The sequence below is a fragment of the Kribbella deserti genome (assembly GCF_042434725.1).
In the GTDB taxonomy this organism is placed as follows: domain Bacteria; phylum Actinomycetota; class Actinomycetes; order Propionibacteriales; family Kribbellaceae; genus Kribbella; species Kribbella deserti.
Genome location: NZ_JBHLTC010000029.1, coordinates 48,573 through 62,020 on the forward strand (window position 1 = coordinate 48,573; position 13,448 = coordinate 62,020).

A 13,448-nucleotide genomic window follows, 5' to 3' on the forward strand; every position below is an offset into this window, starting at 1 on the left:
GTTCTCGGCTCGACCCCGACCGGGCGTTCGCCTTCTTGGTCAGGAACTCCCAGGCCGGCAACATCAACCTGCACCAAGTCGCCGCAGGCGTCGTCGCCGACGCAGCCTCCAAGGCCCAGTAGCCGATCCAGGCGCCGGGCTCAGCCGAGCCCTGACTCGACGGCATCGGTCTGGCTAACGATGCGGTGCACGACGGCCGGGCTCGCCTTGGTGCCGGCGGCGATGTGCCGGCCGCCTCGTCGACCAAAGAACGACCGGCGAACGCCTGGAAGCGGGTGGGAATTCGGGGGCGATTGGCGGTGTTGGGGCCGTCAGTGGCAAACTTGTCTGTTGGTTCCGGTTCACGCCTGCATCCGCCGGCGACCCGGTCCGCCTAAGACTTAGGAGATCCATGAAGAGCGACATCCACCCGACCTACGTGGCGACCACGGTGACCTGCACCTGTGGCGCTTCGTTCACGACGCACTCGACCGCTGAGAACGGCAGCATCCACGCTGACGTGTGCTCGCAGTGCCACCCGTTCTACACCGGCAAGCAGAAGATCCTCGACACCGGTGGCCGGGTTGCTCGCTTCGAGAAGCGCTACGCCAAGAAGTAGCTGTCTTCCGGCGCCGGTCTAGAGCCTCACGGCTCAGGACCGGCGCCGTTTGCGTGTGTTCATCGGATCGTTGGAAGGTGGTGCGGGAGAGATGTTCGAGGCTGTCGAAGCGCTGAAGGATGAGTACGCCGAGCTCGAGAAGCGGATGTCGGATCCCGAGCTGCACTCCGATCAGACCGTGGCGCGCCAGGTCGGTAAGCGCTATGCCGCGCTGGCACCGATCGTGCGGACCTACACCGAGTGGCTGCAGACCGCCGACGACATCGAGGCCGCGAAGGAGCTGGCGTCGGAGGACGAGAGTTTCGCCGACGAGGCCGTCCGGCTGACCGCCCGCCGCGAGGAGCTGGCCGAGAAGCTGCAGGTCCTGCTGGTGCCGCGCGACCCCGGTGACGACAAGGACGCGATCCTTGAGATCAAGGCCGGCGAGGGTGGCGACGAGTCGGCGCTGTTCGCGGGCGACCTGCTCAAGATGTACCTGAAGTTCGCCGAGAACCAGGGCTGGAAGACCGAGGTGCTCGACGCCGCGGATTCCGATCTGGGCGGCTACAAGTCGGTCACCGTCGCCGTGAAGGCCAAGGGTGTACCCGAGCCCGGCGAAGCGCCGTACGCGAAGCTCAAGTTCGAGGGCGGCGTGCACCGGGTCCAGCGGGTGCCGGTGACCGAGTCGCAGGGGCGGATCCACACTTCGGCGGCCGGCGTACTGGTGCTGCCGGAGGCTGAGGACGTCGACGTCGAGATCGACCAGAACGATCTGCGCATCGACGTGTTCCGTTCCTCCGGGCCCGGCGGGCAGAGCGTCAACACGACCGACTCGGCGGTGCGGATCACCCACCTGCCCACCGGCATCGTGGTGTCCTGCCAGAACGAGAAGAGCCAGCTGCAGAACCGCGAACAGGCCATGCGGATCCTGCGGTCCCGCCTGCTCGCCGCCGCGCAGGAGGCCGCGAACCAGGAGGCCTCGGACGCGCGCCGCCTGCAGATCCGTACGGTTGACCGCTCCGAGCGCGTGCGCACCTACAACTACCCGGAGAACCGGTTCTCCGATCACCGGGTCGGCTTCAAGACGCACAACCTGGACCAGGTCCTCGGTGGTGAGCTCGCCCCGGTGATCCAGGCCCTGACCGAGGCCGATCTGGCCGAGCGACTGGCCGCGGTCGCGCCGAAGTGACCGTACGCGTTCTGCTCGCGGACGCCGCCGAGCGCCTGCGGGCCGGTGGCGTGGCTTCACCCGAGTACGACGCGGCCGAGCTGCTCGCGTTCGTACTCGGCACCACCCGCGGCAAGCTCGTACTCGCCGCGCCGACACCCGCCCAAGTCGAGGTGTACGACGCCCTGGTGGCTCGCCGCGCTCGGCGTGAGCCGTTGCAGCACCTCCTCGGTACGGCGGCTTTCCGCTACCGAGAGCTGGCCGTGGGCCCGGGAGTCTTCGTACCGAGGCCCGAGACCGAGGTGATGGTCGGCTGGATCCTCGATCGGCTGGCTGGCGTCGAGAACCCGCTGGTGGTGGACCTGTGCTCCGGCTCGGGCGCGATTGCCGGCGCGGTCGCGACGGAACGACCCGACAGCACCGTGCACGCCGTCGAACTCTCGGCGGAGGCCTGCGTCTGGGCCCGCCGCAATCTCGCCGGAACGGGCGCGATCCTGCATGAAGGCGATATCGACGGGTGCCTGCCGGAGCTGGACGGTCACGTCGACGCGGTGATCGCCAATCCGCCGTACATCCCATTGACGGCGTGGGAGTCGGTCGCCACCGAGGCCCGCGACCACGATCCGGCGCTGGCGCTGTGGTCCGGGGACGACGGGCTGGACGCGATCAAGGTCGTCGCCGCGACGGCCGGGCGGCTGCTCAAGCCGGGCGGCTGGTTCGGCTGCGAGCACGCCGACGTGCAGGGGGAAGCAGCCCCGAAGGTGTTCGCCGCAACCGGCTTCTTCAGCGAAGTGCGGGACCAGCTGGACCTAGCGGGCAAGCCACGGTTCGTTACTGGGCGTCACATCTAGAACCCTTTCAGTCACGGTTGAAACGCTCGCCGGTCGCGACATCCTCACCAAGGATGTGGATCGACTAGTGAGGAGTCGACTGTGCTGAAATTCCGCGGCGTACTGGCCGCTATCGCTCTACTCGCACTGCCCGCCACCGCTGTTCTCCCTGCCACCGCCGGGATCCCTAGGGAGGTTGATCCCAGACCGAAGAGCGAGACCGAGCTCTGTGCCGGCATGCAGCGTCTGGTGACGCCGGGCACGGACCTGTGCACCCGGGGCCCGGACGCCATTCCTGGCAGCGCGCTCGATGAGCCGGCCGAACCGCTGCCGGCGTCGGTCGCGAAGGCCACCATCGCCGCCAACCCGATCGTCTGCGAAGGCGACGGCCAAACCGGCAAGCGCGTGCAGGTGATGTACGCCCGTGAGCAGGCGCAGGCCTCCCGGCTGCAGCACTTCCTGCCTTCGTTCCGGGCCTGGTCCCATGAGATCGACGCTGCCTTCAACGACAGCGCAGCCCAGACCGGCGCTAGCCGTCATGTCCGGTTCGTCACCGAGGCCGTCACCGGTGGTTGCCAGGTCCGCGTGATCGAGGTCGTCGTACCGAACGGAGCGCTGGCTTCCTGGGACACGATGATCCCGGCCCTGCAGAACCTCGGCTACCGCAGCAACGATCGCAAGTACCTGGTGTTCGCGGACGCGCAGAAGGTCTGCGGAGTCGGCACGCTGTACGGCGACGACCGCCCGGGCCAGGACAACGCGAACAACGTGAACACCGGTTATGCCCGTGTGGACGCGTCCGCGAGCTGCTGGGGCTTCAACGCGGCTGCGCACGAACTAGGCCATGCGCTTGGCGCGGTCCAGTCGAGCGCTCCCAACTACAACGGCCACTGCAAGGACGAGTACGACCTCATGTGTTACGGCGAGACCAGTGTGGTCTGTGCCGACAAGGACAACGACAGGCTGCTCGACTGCAACAAGGACGACTACTTCAACACGAACCCGCCCGCGGGCTCTTACCTGGCTACCCACTGGAATCTGGCGAACAGCGCCTGGCTGATCAAGAACGCGGTTCCGGATGCTCGGCCCGGTCCCAGGCACGGCCAGGTCTACGAGTTCGTCAACACCGCCACGGGCGAGGCGATGGACGTGGTGAACGGTTCGCCCGACAATCTCGCGTACCTGAGCCACCGCGCCCGTACCGGGGCGACCAACCAGCAGTGGCGGTTCCTCTACGACACCGGCTGGCTCCTGCAGAACGTCAACAGCGGTAAGTGCGCTGACAGCGCCTTCAGCGGCACAGCGCCGGGTACGAAGATCCTGCAGTACAACTGCAACGGCCAGGACGGCATGAGGTGGACCCTCCACCCGCTCGGTGGCGACGTCTACGGCGTCCTGAACACTCTGACGGGTTTGGCCATCACTGACGCCGGAGCCCACCCGGAGCCGCTGCAGCAGCACCCGTTCACAGGAGCCACCTCCCAGCGCTGGCAGCTCCGCCTGATCACCGCGCCGAGGTAGTCAGCTCGCAGTTCGAGGGCTTGTGCCAACGCTGGTACCCCGATGGCCCGTAAGCCGGTCCAGACGTACCTGCAGGCGCTCTGCGTAGACCGGCAGGTCTTGGCCCAGTTGGACCAAGGCCTGCCGCAGCAGTGCCCGGGCCTCGCCTGGATCGTCGTTGTGCTCGGCACAATCCGCGAGGCCTTCCAGCGCTTGGGCGGCAACACGCGGCTGCTGGTTCGCCGTACGGCGTAGAACGATCTCGAACTGCTCCTGGCTGTCGTCAACGCGACCGGCGGCCAGGAGGCTGTGTCCCAGGTGTAGGCGGGCGCCGTTCTCACCGAGGTGTGTGCAGTTCTTGACGGCTAGGACGAGCCCTTGCTGGTGGGTCTCCACCGCGAGGTCATGCTCGCCCAGTAGGCGATAAGCGTCGCCTAGGTTGTTCATCGTGTACTGCAGCGAGAACTCCAGCCGGTGTTCCTGCGCCAAGGTCTTGGCCGCCATAGCCGCCTGCAGCGCCTCGGTCGACTCGCCGAACTTGAGGTGGCATTCGGCGATCCCGTTCAGAAGATCGGGTTGCAGCCGCTCGTCGCCGATCCGCTCCGCGGTGGCGAGTGCCTCCTGGTAGTAGACGAGGGCGTTCGTGAAGTCCCACTGATCGCCGTAAAGGCTGCCGAGGTAGCCGAGCGTCAGAGCGGCCAATGGTTCGTGCCCGACCTTCCGGGCCAGCCGCACGGACTCCTTGAGCAGCTCGGGCCACTCGGAACGCGAGTCGATCCAGCCGGTGGCGTAACCCAGCGAACTGAGAATGTGCGCCCGCAAGGCCGGCGAAGCGCCCTTCGAGAGGTCCGCGGCTTGGCGCAGATCAGCGATGCCCTTGCGAGCGCCACACCGGATCCGGCCGTAATGCCCGCGCAGATGCAGCAGCCGCGCCCGGCCTTCGGAATCACCTAGGCGCTCCGCTGCGGCCAGGCCGATCGTGAGCACGGCGTCGATCTCGTCCAGCCGGGTTCGCCGATGCAGGTACGGCGCGACCACGTTCGCCAGTAACCAGGCCAGGTCGTCGCGGCCGATGGACTCGGCTTGGGCGACCGCGGCCACCAGGTTCGGCCATTCGGCGTCGCACCAGGCGAGATCGGCGCCGACGGAAGGCCCGGGCACTACCGGACGGCCCGACAAGTCGGCGTACAGGACTTGTGTCACCTGTTGCAGGGATCGCTGGGTGGTCTGGAGGTAGTACTCCAGGAGCCGGCAGATCGCGTCAGTTCGTTCCTGGTCAGACTCTTCTGCCCGGGCGACCTGGGCCGCGTACTGACGGAGAAGGTCGTGGAACTGGAACCGGCCTGGTTCGGGTTGCAGAAGCAGGTTGGCGTCCACCAAGGCCTCTAGGACCTCTTCGGCGTCTGCAGCCGGCGTATCGGTCAATGCGCCGGCGCCGTACGCGTCGGTGTCCTTGCCGGGCATCAGGCTCAAGCGGCGGAACATACGCTGCTGGTCGGCCGTGAGTTGCTCGTACGACACAGCGAAGGCCGAAGCGACTCCGCTGCCGTCAGCGCTCAATTCGGTCAGCCTGCGGTCTTGCGCGTCCAGCCGCTGGTTGAGGTGCGCGACGGTCCAAGCCGGCCGATGCCGCAACCGTGAGCCCGCGATCCGAATAGCCAGAGGGAGATGCCCACACCGCTCGACCAGTTCCAGAGCCGCTGAGGTCTCTTGGCCGCTACGAGCCGCTCCGATGATCTGGCTCAGCAGGGCCGACGCGTCCGACCTAGCGAGTACGTCGAGCGCCATACGGGCCCTTGCGTCGAGACTGGTCAGCTGGCGCCTACTGGTCACAAGCACGCCGCAAGTCGGCGCACCCGGTAGGAGCGGTTCGACCGAGGCGCTGTCGAAGGCGTTGTCCAAGATGATCAACAGGCGCTTCCCGGCGACCTGGGACCGCCAGAACGCCAAACGCTCTTCCGGTTCCTGCGGGATCTGATTAGCCGGTACGTCGATGCTGCGCAACAGGTGGTCCACCGCCCGCTCCGGAGCCAGCGGCGTCCGCCCGGGCGTATGGCCGTGCAGATCGACGAAGAGCTGTCCGTCGGGGTAGACCCGGGCCAAGTCGCGTCCAGCCCGTACGGCGAGGGCCGTCTTGCCGACACCGGCCATACCGTCGATGGTGACCACTGGCGGCGCGACCCCACTGCCCGGGCGCAGAGCCGCGATTACCTCGGCCAGTTCCGTCGTACGGCCTATGAAGGCTGCGCCGCTGTACGGAAGCTCATCCCGGCTACGAGGCGTGGAGGGCTCGTTGCGCAGGATCGTCTGGTGAGCCGCCCGAAGCTCTGGACCCGGCTCCACGCCTAGCTGGTCCACCAGGACCGCCCGGGTCTTGCTGTAGTTGGCAAGCGCCTCGGCCTGCCTGCCACTTCGGTAGAGCGCAAGCATCAGCTGCGAGGCGAACCGCTCGTCCAAGGGCCTGTCCGCGACTAGACCGACTAGTTCGGGCACTAGCTCCGCATGGCGGCCGTTGGCCAGGTCCAGCTCTATGCGGTCGCTCAAGACCTTGTCGCGACGTTCCACCAGTCGATGCCGCTGGACGCTCAGGTAGGACCCTGGAAGGCCGCTGAGGGGTTCGCCCCGGAAGAGCGCCAGCGCCTCGGCGTACAGCTCGGCAGCCCGTACCGGATCGCTCTGCTGGCCTGCCGTCTTCACAGCGCTCTCGAACCGCTGCACGTCGACACAGTCCTCCGGAACGCGCAGAACGTAGCCGTCCCTCGTGCGATCCAGTAGGCCTTCTGACGGCAGCAGCTTGCGAATCCGGTAGATGTACGGCGGGATGACCTTGAGGCCGGTCGGCGGCGGCTTCTCGCCCCAGACGGCATCGAGCAACTCCTCGGCGGTGGAGATCTGGTTGGCCCGCAATGCCAGGACAGCCAGCATCACCTGCTGCCGAACCGGGCCCATATCCAGAGCGCGGCCGCCGAACCGCACGGTCAGCGGCCCGAGCAGATCGATGCGTAGTGCCTCGGTCACAGTTCGAAGTCTGCGTGGTCGACCCGGTTGCCCGCTACCTGGGTCTTACTTTCCGGCCACGTCGGAGCCGTTGGCGACGTACTCGTCGATCTCCGCGACCAGCGCCGCCTTGACCTCGTCCGGCGCGAACGAGACCCGCGCCGCGGTCTTCGCCAGTGCCGCGAGGCCCGCGTCGTCGAGGCCGAGCAGCCGCGCGGCAACGGCATACTCGTTGCTGAGCGTGGTGCCGAACATGGGCGGATCGTCGGAGTTGATCGTCACGGTCAGCCCCGCGTCGACCATGGCCTTGACCGGGTGCAGCTCGTACGCCGGAACCATCTGGGTGGCCAGGTTCGACGTCGGGCAGACCTCCAGCACGATGCCGGTCTCGCCGAGGTGATCGACCAGCGCCGGGTCCTGCATCGCGGACGTGCCGTGGCCGATGCGCTCCGCGCCGAGCACGCGGATCGCGTCCCAGATCGTGTCCGGTCCGGTGGTCTCACCAGCGTGCGGCACGCTGCGCAGACCGGCCGCCCGGGCGGCGTCGAAGTACGGCTTGAACTGCGGCCGCGGTACGCCGATCTCGGGACCGCCGAGGCCGAACGAGATCAGGCCGTCCGGGCGGAGCTGCGTCGCGATGCGCAGTGTCTCCTCGGCGCCGGGCAGGCCCTCCTCGCCGGGAATGTCGAACGCCCAGCGCAGCACCACGCCGAACTCCTTCTCCGCCGTGACCCGCGCGTCCTCGATCGCCTCGCAGAAGCCCTCGGGCGCGATCCCGCGCAGCAGTGACGTGTACGGCGTGACGGTCAGCTCGGCGTAGCGAATGTTCTGCCCGGCCATGTCGCGGGCCACCTCGTAGGTGAGGAAGCGAACGTCGTCCGGCGTACGGATCAGGTCCACCACGGTGAGGTAGATCTCGATGAACTTGGCGAAGTCGGTGAAGACGAAGTACTTGGCCAGTTCCTCGGGATCGACCGGTACCGCGGAGCCCGGATGACGCGCGGCGAGCTCGGCCACGATCCGGGGTGTGGCGGATCCGACGTGGTGCACGTGCAGCTCGGCCTTAGGCAGACCGGCGGCGAAGGTGGGAGACGCGATCATGACGACGATCCTATGTGGCACGATGCACTGCGTGAGCGAGCGTTATGACTTCACCGGTGACGAACTGGGTCCGGCCTACTCGGCCGCCGTCGACGCGATCGAGGCCGGCGAACTGGTGGTCCTGCCGACCGACACCGTGTACGGCCTGGCCGCCGACGCCTTCAAGGCCGAGGCGGTGCAAAGGCTGCTTGATACCAAGGGCCGCGGGCGGGACATGCCGCCGCCGGTACTGATCTCGGTCGTCGACACCATCGACGCCCTGGCCACCGACATCCCGGAGGCCGGCCGCGAGCTGTGCAAGGCCTTCTGGCCCGGCCCGCTGACGGTGATCTGCCACGCCCAGTCCTCGCTGATGTGGGACCTGGGGGAGACCCAGGGCACCGTCGCGCTGCGCGTCCCGGACCAGGCCGACACCCGTGAGCTGCTGTCCCGGACCGGCCCGCTGGCGGTCAGCTCCGCCAACCTGAGCGGCCAGCCCGCCGCCACCGACGTGTACGACGCGGAACGCCAGCTCGGCGACGCGGTCGCGGTCTACCTCGACGGGGGAGTCTCGCCCAAGGGCGAGCCCTCGACGATCGTCGACCTGACCGGCGACGTCCCGACCGTGGTCCGCGTCGGCGCGTTGAGCGTCGAAGAGCTGCGCAAGGTGGTCCGCCGTATCGCCGCCCCCGGTGACCCGGCCCCGGAAGACGACGACGAGCCGAACAAAACGCCCGCCGCCGACGTCTCCGGAACAACGACTCCCGAATCCACCACCACAACCTCCTCCGAAACCGGCCCCACAAAGGCCGACGACGTCGAGGGTGACGCCGCCAAGACTGACGCTGCGAAGGCTGACGCTGCGAAGGCTGACGCTGCGAAGGCTGACGCCGCCAAGGCTGACGCTGAGGGCGACGCGGCGAAGGCCGACGTTCGCGAGGTCGACGTTCGCGAGGTCGACGTTGACGAGGCCGGCGCTGACAAGGCCGCCGCCTTGACCGCTGACCCCGTGGCGAGCGCCCCAGTGGTGACGGAACCGGTGGTGACCGAGCCGGTGGTGACCGAGCCGGTGGTGACCGAGCCGGTGGTGACCGAGCCGGTGGTGACCGACGCGGGCAAGAGGGATGCTGTGAAGATCGACGCCGACAAGACAGACGAGAAGCCAGGCGAGTAAGTGCGCGAATACCTGCTGGTCCTGCTCGTGGCCGCGGCCACGACCTTCCTGCTGACCGGCATCGCCCGCACGATCGCGCTGCGGTACGGCGCGGTGGCGAAGGTCCGCTCCCGCGACGTGCACGCGGTACCGATCCCGTACTTCGGCGGCGTCGCCATTCTCGGTGGCCTGATCGCCGGTTTCGCCGTCGCGTCGTCGCTGCCGTTCCTCGGCGACAGCCTGCAGGTGGCTCGTGACGCCCGGGCGATCCTGCTCGGCGGCGTCATCATCTGCGCGGTCGGCGTGATCGACGACCTGGTCGAACTCGACCCGATCACCAAACTGGCCGGTCAGGTCCTCGCCGTCGGCGTCCTTGTAGTCCAAGGCATCCAGCTGTTCTGGCTGCCCCTGCCCGGCGGCATCCTCTCGCCGCCACCGGCTCAGCTGGCGGTGGTCACCGCGGGAATCCTGCTGGTCTCAACCAACGCGACGAACTTCGTCGACGGCCTGGACGGACTCGCGGCCGGTGTAACCGCCATCGGCGCCTTGGCCTTCTTCACCTACTCGTACCTGCTGAACGTCGAGCAGGGCCTCGACCGAGCTACCACCGCCACCCTGATCACAGCGGTCCTCGCGGGCGCATGCCTCGGTTTCCTGCCGCACAACTTCTGGCCGGCCCGAATATTCATGGGCGACTCCGGATCACTCCTGATCGGCCTGATGCTCGCAGCCTCCACGATCAGCCTCACCGGCCAGATGGACCCCAACGCCGTTCCGTACGAGGTCGGCGGCTCGAGCCTGTTGCCCGCCCTGCTCCCGTTGATCCTGCCGGTCGCCGTACTGGCCATCCCCGCGCTGGATCTGACGCTGGCCTACATTCGCCGTACCAAGGCCGGCCGTTCCCCCTTCGCTGCGGACAAGCTGCACCTCCACCACCGCCTCCTGCAGCGCGGCCACTCCCACCGCCGCGCCGTCCTCCTCATGTACCTGTGGACCGCCCTCATCGCCTTCGGCGTCGTGGTCCTGGGCCTCCTGCTCTCCTGGTGGACCGTCCTCCTGGTGCTGGCTATCACCGCCACCGCCATCGTCTTGACCACCGGCCTCCCCTTCCGCCGAACCCCCACCAGCACCCCCTCCCTCACCAAGGTCTCCTAACAGTGATGAGCTGAGGTCAGCCGGGCATATCCACCCTTACCGCGCGATCCCGATCCCCTTGGCTGTCCGTCGTTCGCCCCCGGTTCGCCCCGGCCTTTCACCGTAGGTCGCTGGTTCCGGCCCGGTTCGCCTCTTCGCGCTAGCTGGATCCGTCGGGTGGCCGCTGGTACGGCGCGTGCCCGGCCGGCTACCGGGTTGTGGTGGGCCCGCTGCCGAGTTTTGGCGCGACTACCCGGTTCCAACCAGGTAGTCGCGCAAAAACTAGGTAGCCGACCTCGCGACCACCCCGACCACCCCGATCGCCACGTCCACCTCGACCCACCGTCGACCCACCGTCGACCCCGCCACGGACCCGCTACGGGCCCTTCGCGGAGCATGCGGAACCACCCGAGCCGACCGGCCATACCCCACCCGTCCCCCTGATAGCCCGCTGTCCTTGGGTCGGGTCGGCCCGGGTCAAGGGCGCGTACGCGTCGCCGCAGGCGATTCCAAACCCTTGACGCGGGCCGACCCGGCCCCACAATCCGCGACTCCTCAGGGGGACGGGTGACCACCAACCACCTCACTCCACAACCGAACGCGCACTCGCGACCACTCGCGATCACTCGCGATCACTCGCGAGTGAAGACGCATGCCCTCGTCGCACCGGCCCTGCCGATCACGCCCGATCTCGCCCGATCTCGCCCGATCACGCCCGATCTCGCCCGAGCACAATCCCGCCCGACCGCCGGTCGGCCTCCATAGGAGCGTCCTTTGCGGTACGACGAATCGCCCTGTCGTACAGGCCGTTCGGTGCCAGCTGTTGCCCTCTTGGCCGCAACAGGTCCGGCACTGCTGGGGACCAGACCACTGGGGGATGTGGTGTGCGGATAGGGTGTGCGTGACCAGCGGGGTTCGCGGTGCTGGTTTTGCTTGACGCGACGACTTTGTGCTAGTTTTCACAAGCAACGCAGCAAAACAGAGTGAGACCCCTGACCCCGCCCATTCGACGCTTTGGCTAGGACCTGAGCGCCAGCAGGACGGAACCACCAGATGGCCCCCGAAGACACCGCCGGCCAGGCGACGCGGCATCCCGCCTTGGTGATGTTGCGCGGAGCCCTTGTCGCCGCCGTGGTGGTCGGTGTGAACGCGAGCGCTATCGCCGCGGTCGCCGCCGGGATCAAAGGCCTTTGGGGCGCGTTGCTCGGTCTGCTGATGGTGATCATCTTCTCCGGCGCCGGCCTGCTCGCCTTGCATGCTTCGCGAAAGACCAGCCCGACCACGCAGCTGGCGGTTGCCCTGGGCTCCTATACCGGCCGGATCGCCTTGTTCGGCGCTCTCCTGGTGGTGGCGCTCGGTTCGGACTCGCTGGCCCGCAACGTCAATCTCACCGCTCTCGGTATCACCGCGATGGTGGTCGTGATGGCGTGGATGGCGGGGGAGATCTGGGCCTGGTCGCGACTGCGCGTGCCGATCTACGACCTTGATCACGAGGTGTCGAAATGACCACGTTCCGTGGCGTTTCCACTGCCTCGTGCAGTGCTGTGGCCAACCGCACTGACGCCGATGTGACCCGGCGTGTCGCCGACTGCTACCGTTCGGGTGCCAATGAGCCAGCAACCGGATCCACCGCCGCCGCCGAGCAATTCGACAGACGGCTGGCGGGTCCTGTCCTACTTGATCGGCGGACTTGTTCTGTACGCCGGAATCGGGTGGATGCTGGATCGCTGGCTCGATACCTCGTTCTTCCTTCCGGCGGGCATCGTGCTCGGTGCCGGGCTCGCCGTAGTGCTGATCTACTTCCGGTACAGGGAATCCTGAGCGTTGCCGGATCGACTGAGACCGCCTTGTTTGAGTACGACTTGAGCACGACGCGAAAGGAGACCCGGTGATTACCGGCGTTCCGACCGAGTTTTCTCCGCCCGGTCCTGAGAGCTTCGACCTGCCGCCCATCTTCTCGGGCGTCGAGTGGTTCACCAAGCCGGTACTGGTGGCCACCGTGTCGGTCGTGCTGATCGTGCTGTTCTTCTGGGCCGCGTCCCGCAAGGCCGCGGTGGTTCCGGGCAAGCTGCAGTTCGCGGGCGAGTTGGGCTACAACTTCGTTCGCAACTCCATCGCCCGGGACGCGATCGGTAGCCACGAGTACATGAAGTACGTGCCCTATCTGATGGGCCTGTTCTTCTTCATCCTGCTGAACAACGTGGCCGCATCGGTGCCGCTGGTGCAGTTCCCGACGTTCAGCCACATCGGCTGGGCCTACGCGGCGGCGATCCTGAGCTGGATCATCTACAACGCGGTCGGCATCAAGAAGCACGGTGTGGTCGGCTACTTCAAGCACCAGACCATGCCCGCCGGTGTGCCGGGCTGGCTGATGCCGCTGATGATCCCGATCGAGTTCATCTCGAACATCCTGGTCCGGCCGGTGTCGCTGTCTCTGCGGCTTTTCGCGAACATGTTCGCCGGTCACATTCTGCTGCTGGTCTTCGTGCTCGGTGCCGAGTACATGATCTTCGAGACCGGCAGCATCGCGCTCGGCGGCGTCGGCATCATCACGCTGCTGATGGGGTTCGCGATCGCGGGTCTGGAGCTGTTCGTGCAGTGCATCCAGGCCTACATCTTCACTGTCCTCACCGCGCAGTACATCGGCAGCGCCATCGCCGAGGATCACTGATCCAGATCAGCACCACCCAGACCCGTAGTACACGGAACCCCGGATATCTCATCCGTACCGAAAGGAAGCACCTGAAATGGTGAGCAACATCGCTCTCGCACTGACCGGCGACATCGCTGTCCTGGGCTACGGCCTCGCGGCCATCGGCCCCGGTGTCGGCGTTGGTCTGATCTTCGCGGCTGTCATCAACGGCACCGCGCGTCAGCCGGAGGCGCAGAGCAAGCTTCAGTCGATCGCCTGGATCGGCTTCGGTGTCACCGAGGTTCTGGCGATCATCGGTATCGCCCTTGCCTTCGTGTTCCGCGGCGCCTGATTCACCCCACACCTGACTGACAGGA

Annotated in this window: 12 protein-coding genes and 1 pseudogene; 11 read left to right on the forward strand and 2 right to left on the reverse strand. The window is 67.2% G+C overall.

What is annotated here, in order from left to right; genetic code table 11:
- Positions 1-8 precede the first annotated feature (8 nt).
- The 5 genes and pseudogenes from ACFFGN_RS22050 to ACFFGN_RS22070 all read left to right on the forward strand — a co-directional run.
- Positions 9-122: pseudogene (locus ACFFGN_RS22050) on the forward strand (GAF and ANTAR domain-containing protein); the annotation flags it as partial.
- Between the two features lie 269 nt (positions 123-391).
- On the forward strand, positions 392-598 hold the full coding sequence (gene rpmE / locus ACFFGN_RS22055; protein ID WP_380050772.1) for a 50S ribosomal protein L31: 207 nt from the start codon (positions 392-394) through the stop codon (positions 596-598).
- Between the two features lie 91 nt (positions 599-689).
- A complete protein-coding gene (gene prfA / locus ACFFGN_RS22060) occupies positions 690-1,766 on the forward strand; it encodes a peptide chain release factor 1 (RefSeq protein WP_380050774.1) in 1,077 nt (358 codons plus the stop codon).
- On the forward strand, positions 1,763-2,596 hold the full coding sequence (gene prmC / locus ACFFGN_RS22065) for a peptide chain release factor N(5)-glutamine methyltransferase (RefSeq protein ID WP_380050775.1): 834 nt from the start codon (positions 1,763-1,765) through the stop codon (positions 2,594-2,596). Before prfA ends, prmC begins: the two co-directional genes overlap by 4 nt.
- Positions 2,597-2,677: 81 nt before the next feature.
- Entirely contained in the window at positions 2,678-4,096 is a 1,419-nt protein-coding gene (locus ACFFGN_RS22070; protein WP_380050777.1) for an RICIN domain-containing protein, read from the forward strand.
- Here the strand turns inward: ACFFGN_RS22070 and ACFFGN_RS22075 are convergent, their stop codons facing one another.
- On the reverse strand, positions 4,097-7,093 hold the full coding sequence (locus tag ACFFGN_RS22075; protein WP_380050778.1) for an AfsR/SARP family transcriptional regulator: 2,997 nt from the start codon (positions 7,091-7,093) through the stop codon (positions 4,097-4,099).
- A gap of 45 nt (positions 7,094-7,138) precedes the next feature.
- A complete protein-coding gene (locus tag ACFFGN_RS22080) occupies positions 7,139-8,173 on the reverse strand; it encodes an adenosine deaminase (RefSeq protein WP_380050780.1) in 1,035 nt (344 codons plus the stop codon).
- Between ACFFGN_RS22080 and ACFFGN_RS22085 the strand changes: the two genes are divergently transcribed.
- From ACFFGN_RS22085 to atpE, 6 genes are all read left to right on the forward strand, one after another.
- A complete protein-coding gene (locus tag ACFFGN_RS22085) occupies positions 8,172-9,326 on the forward strand; it encodes an L-threonylcarbamoyladenylate synthase (RefSeq protein ID WP_380050782.1) in 1,155 nt (384 codons plus the stop codon). The genes ACFFGN_RS22080 and ACFFGN_RS22085 overlap by 2 nt on opposite strands.
- Positions 9,327-10,460 (forward strand): glycosyltransferase family 4 protein, encoded by a 1,134-nt coding sequence (locus ACFFGN_RS22090; protein WP_380050784.1) that lies wholly within the window; start codon positions 9,327-9,329, stop codon positions 10,458-10,460.
- A gap of 1,032 nt (positions 10,461-11,492) precedes the next feature.
- Complete coding sequence (locus ACFFGN_RS22095; RefSeq protein WP_380050786.1) at positions 11,493-11,945, forward strand: Cg1360 family ATP-synthase-associated protein; 453 nt, start codon at positions 11,493-11,495, stop codon at positions 11,943-11,945.
- Positions 11,946-12,047: 102 nt separating this feature from the next.
- Complete coding sequence (locus ACFFGN_RS22100; RefSeq protein ID WP_380050787.1) at positions 12,048-12,260, forward strand: AtpZ/AtpI family protein; 213 nt, start codon at positions 12,048-12,050, stop codon at positions 12,258-12,260.
- 67 nt (positions 12,261-12,327) lie between these two features.
- Entirely contained in the window at positions 12,328-13,110 is a 783-nt protein-coding gene (gene atpB / locus ACFFGN_RS22105) for a F0F1 ATP synthase subunit A (protein ID WP_380050788.1), read from the forward strand.
- A gap of 76 nt (positions 13,111-13,186) precedes the next feature.
- On the forward strand, positions 13,187-13,423 hold the full coding sequence (gene atpE / locus ACFFGN_RS22110; protein WP_380050789.1) for an ATP synthase F0 subunit C: 237 nt from the start codon (positions 13,187-13,189) through the stop codon (positions 13,421-13,423).
- Positions 13,424-13,448: the final 25 nt, after the last annotated feature.

Excerpts from the sequence above, each read along its gene's own strand:
- rpmE (WP_380050772.1), top strand. The coding sequence starts at position 392 with ATGAAGAGCGACATCCACCCGACCTACGTGGCGACCACGGTGACCTGC.
- prfA (WP_380050774.1), top strand. The coding sequence starts at position 690 with ATGTTCGAGGCTGTCGAAGCGCTGAAGGATGAGTACGCCGAGCTCGAG.
- ACFFGN_RS22085 (WP_380050782.1), top strand. The coding sequence starts at position 8,172 with ATGACGACGATCCTATGTGGCACGATGCACTGCGTGAGCGAGCGTTAT.
- ACFFGN_RS22080 (WP_380050780.1), bottom strand. The coding sequence starts at position 8,173 with ATGATCGCGTCTCCCACCTTCGCCGCCGGTCTGCCTAAGGCCGAGCTG.
- ACFFGN_RS22095 (WP_380050786.1), top strand. The coding sequence starts at position 11,493 with ATGGCCCCCGAAGACACCGCCGGCCAGGCGACGCGGCATCCCGCCTTG.
- ACFFGN_RS22100 (WP_380050787.1), top strand. The coding sequence starts at position 12,048 with ATGAGCCAGCAACCGGATCCACCGCCGCCGCCGAGCAATTCGACAGAC.
- atpE (WP_380050789.1), top strand. The coding sequence starts at position 13,187 with ATGGTGAGCAACATCGCTCTCGCACTGACCGGCGACATCGCTGTCCTG.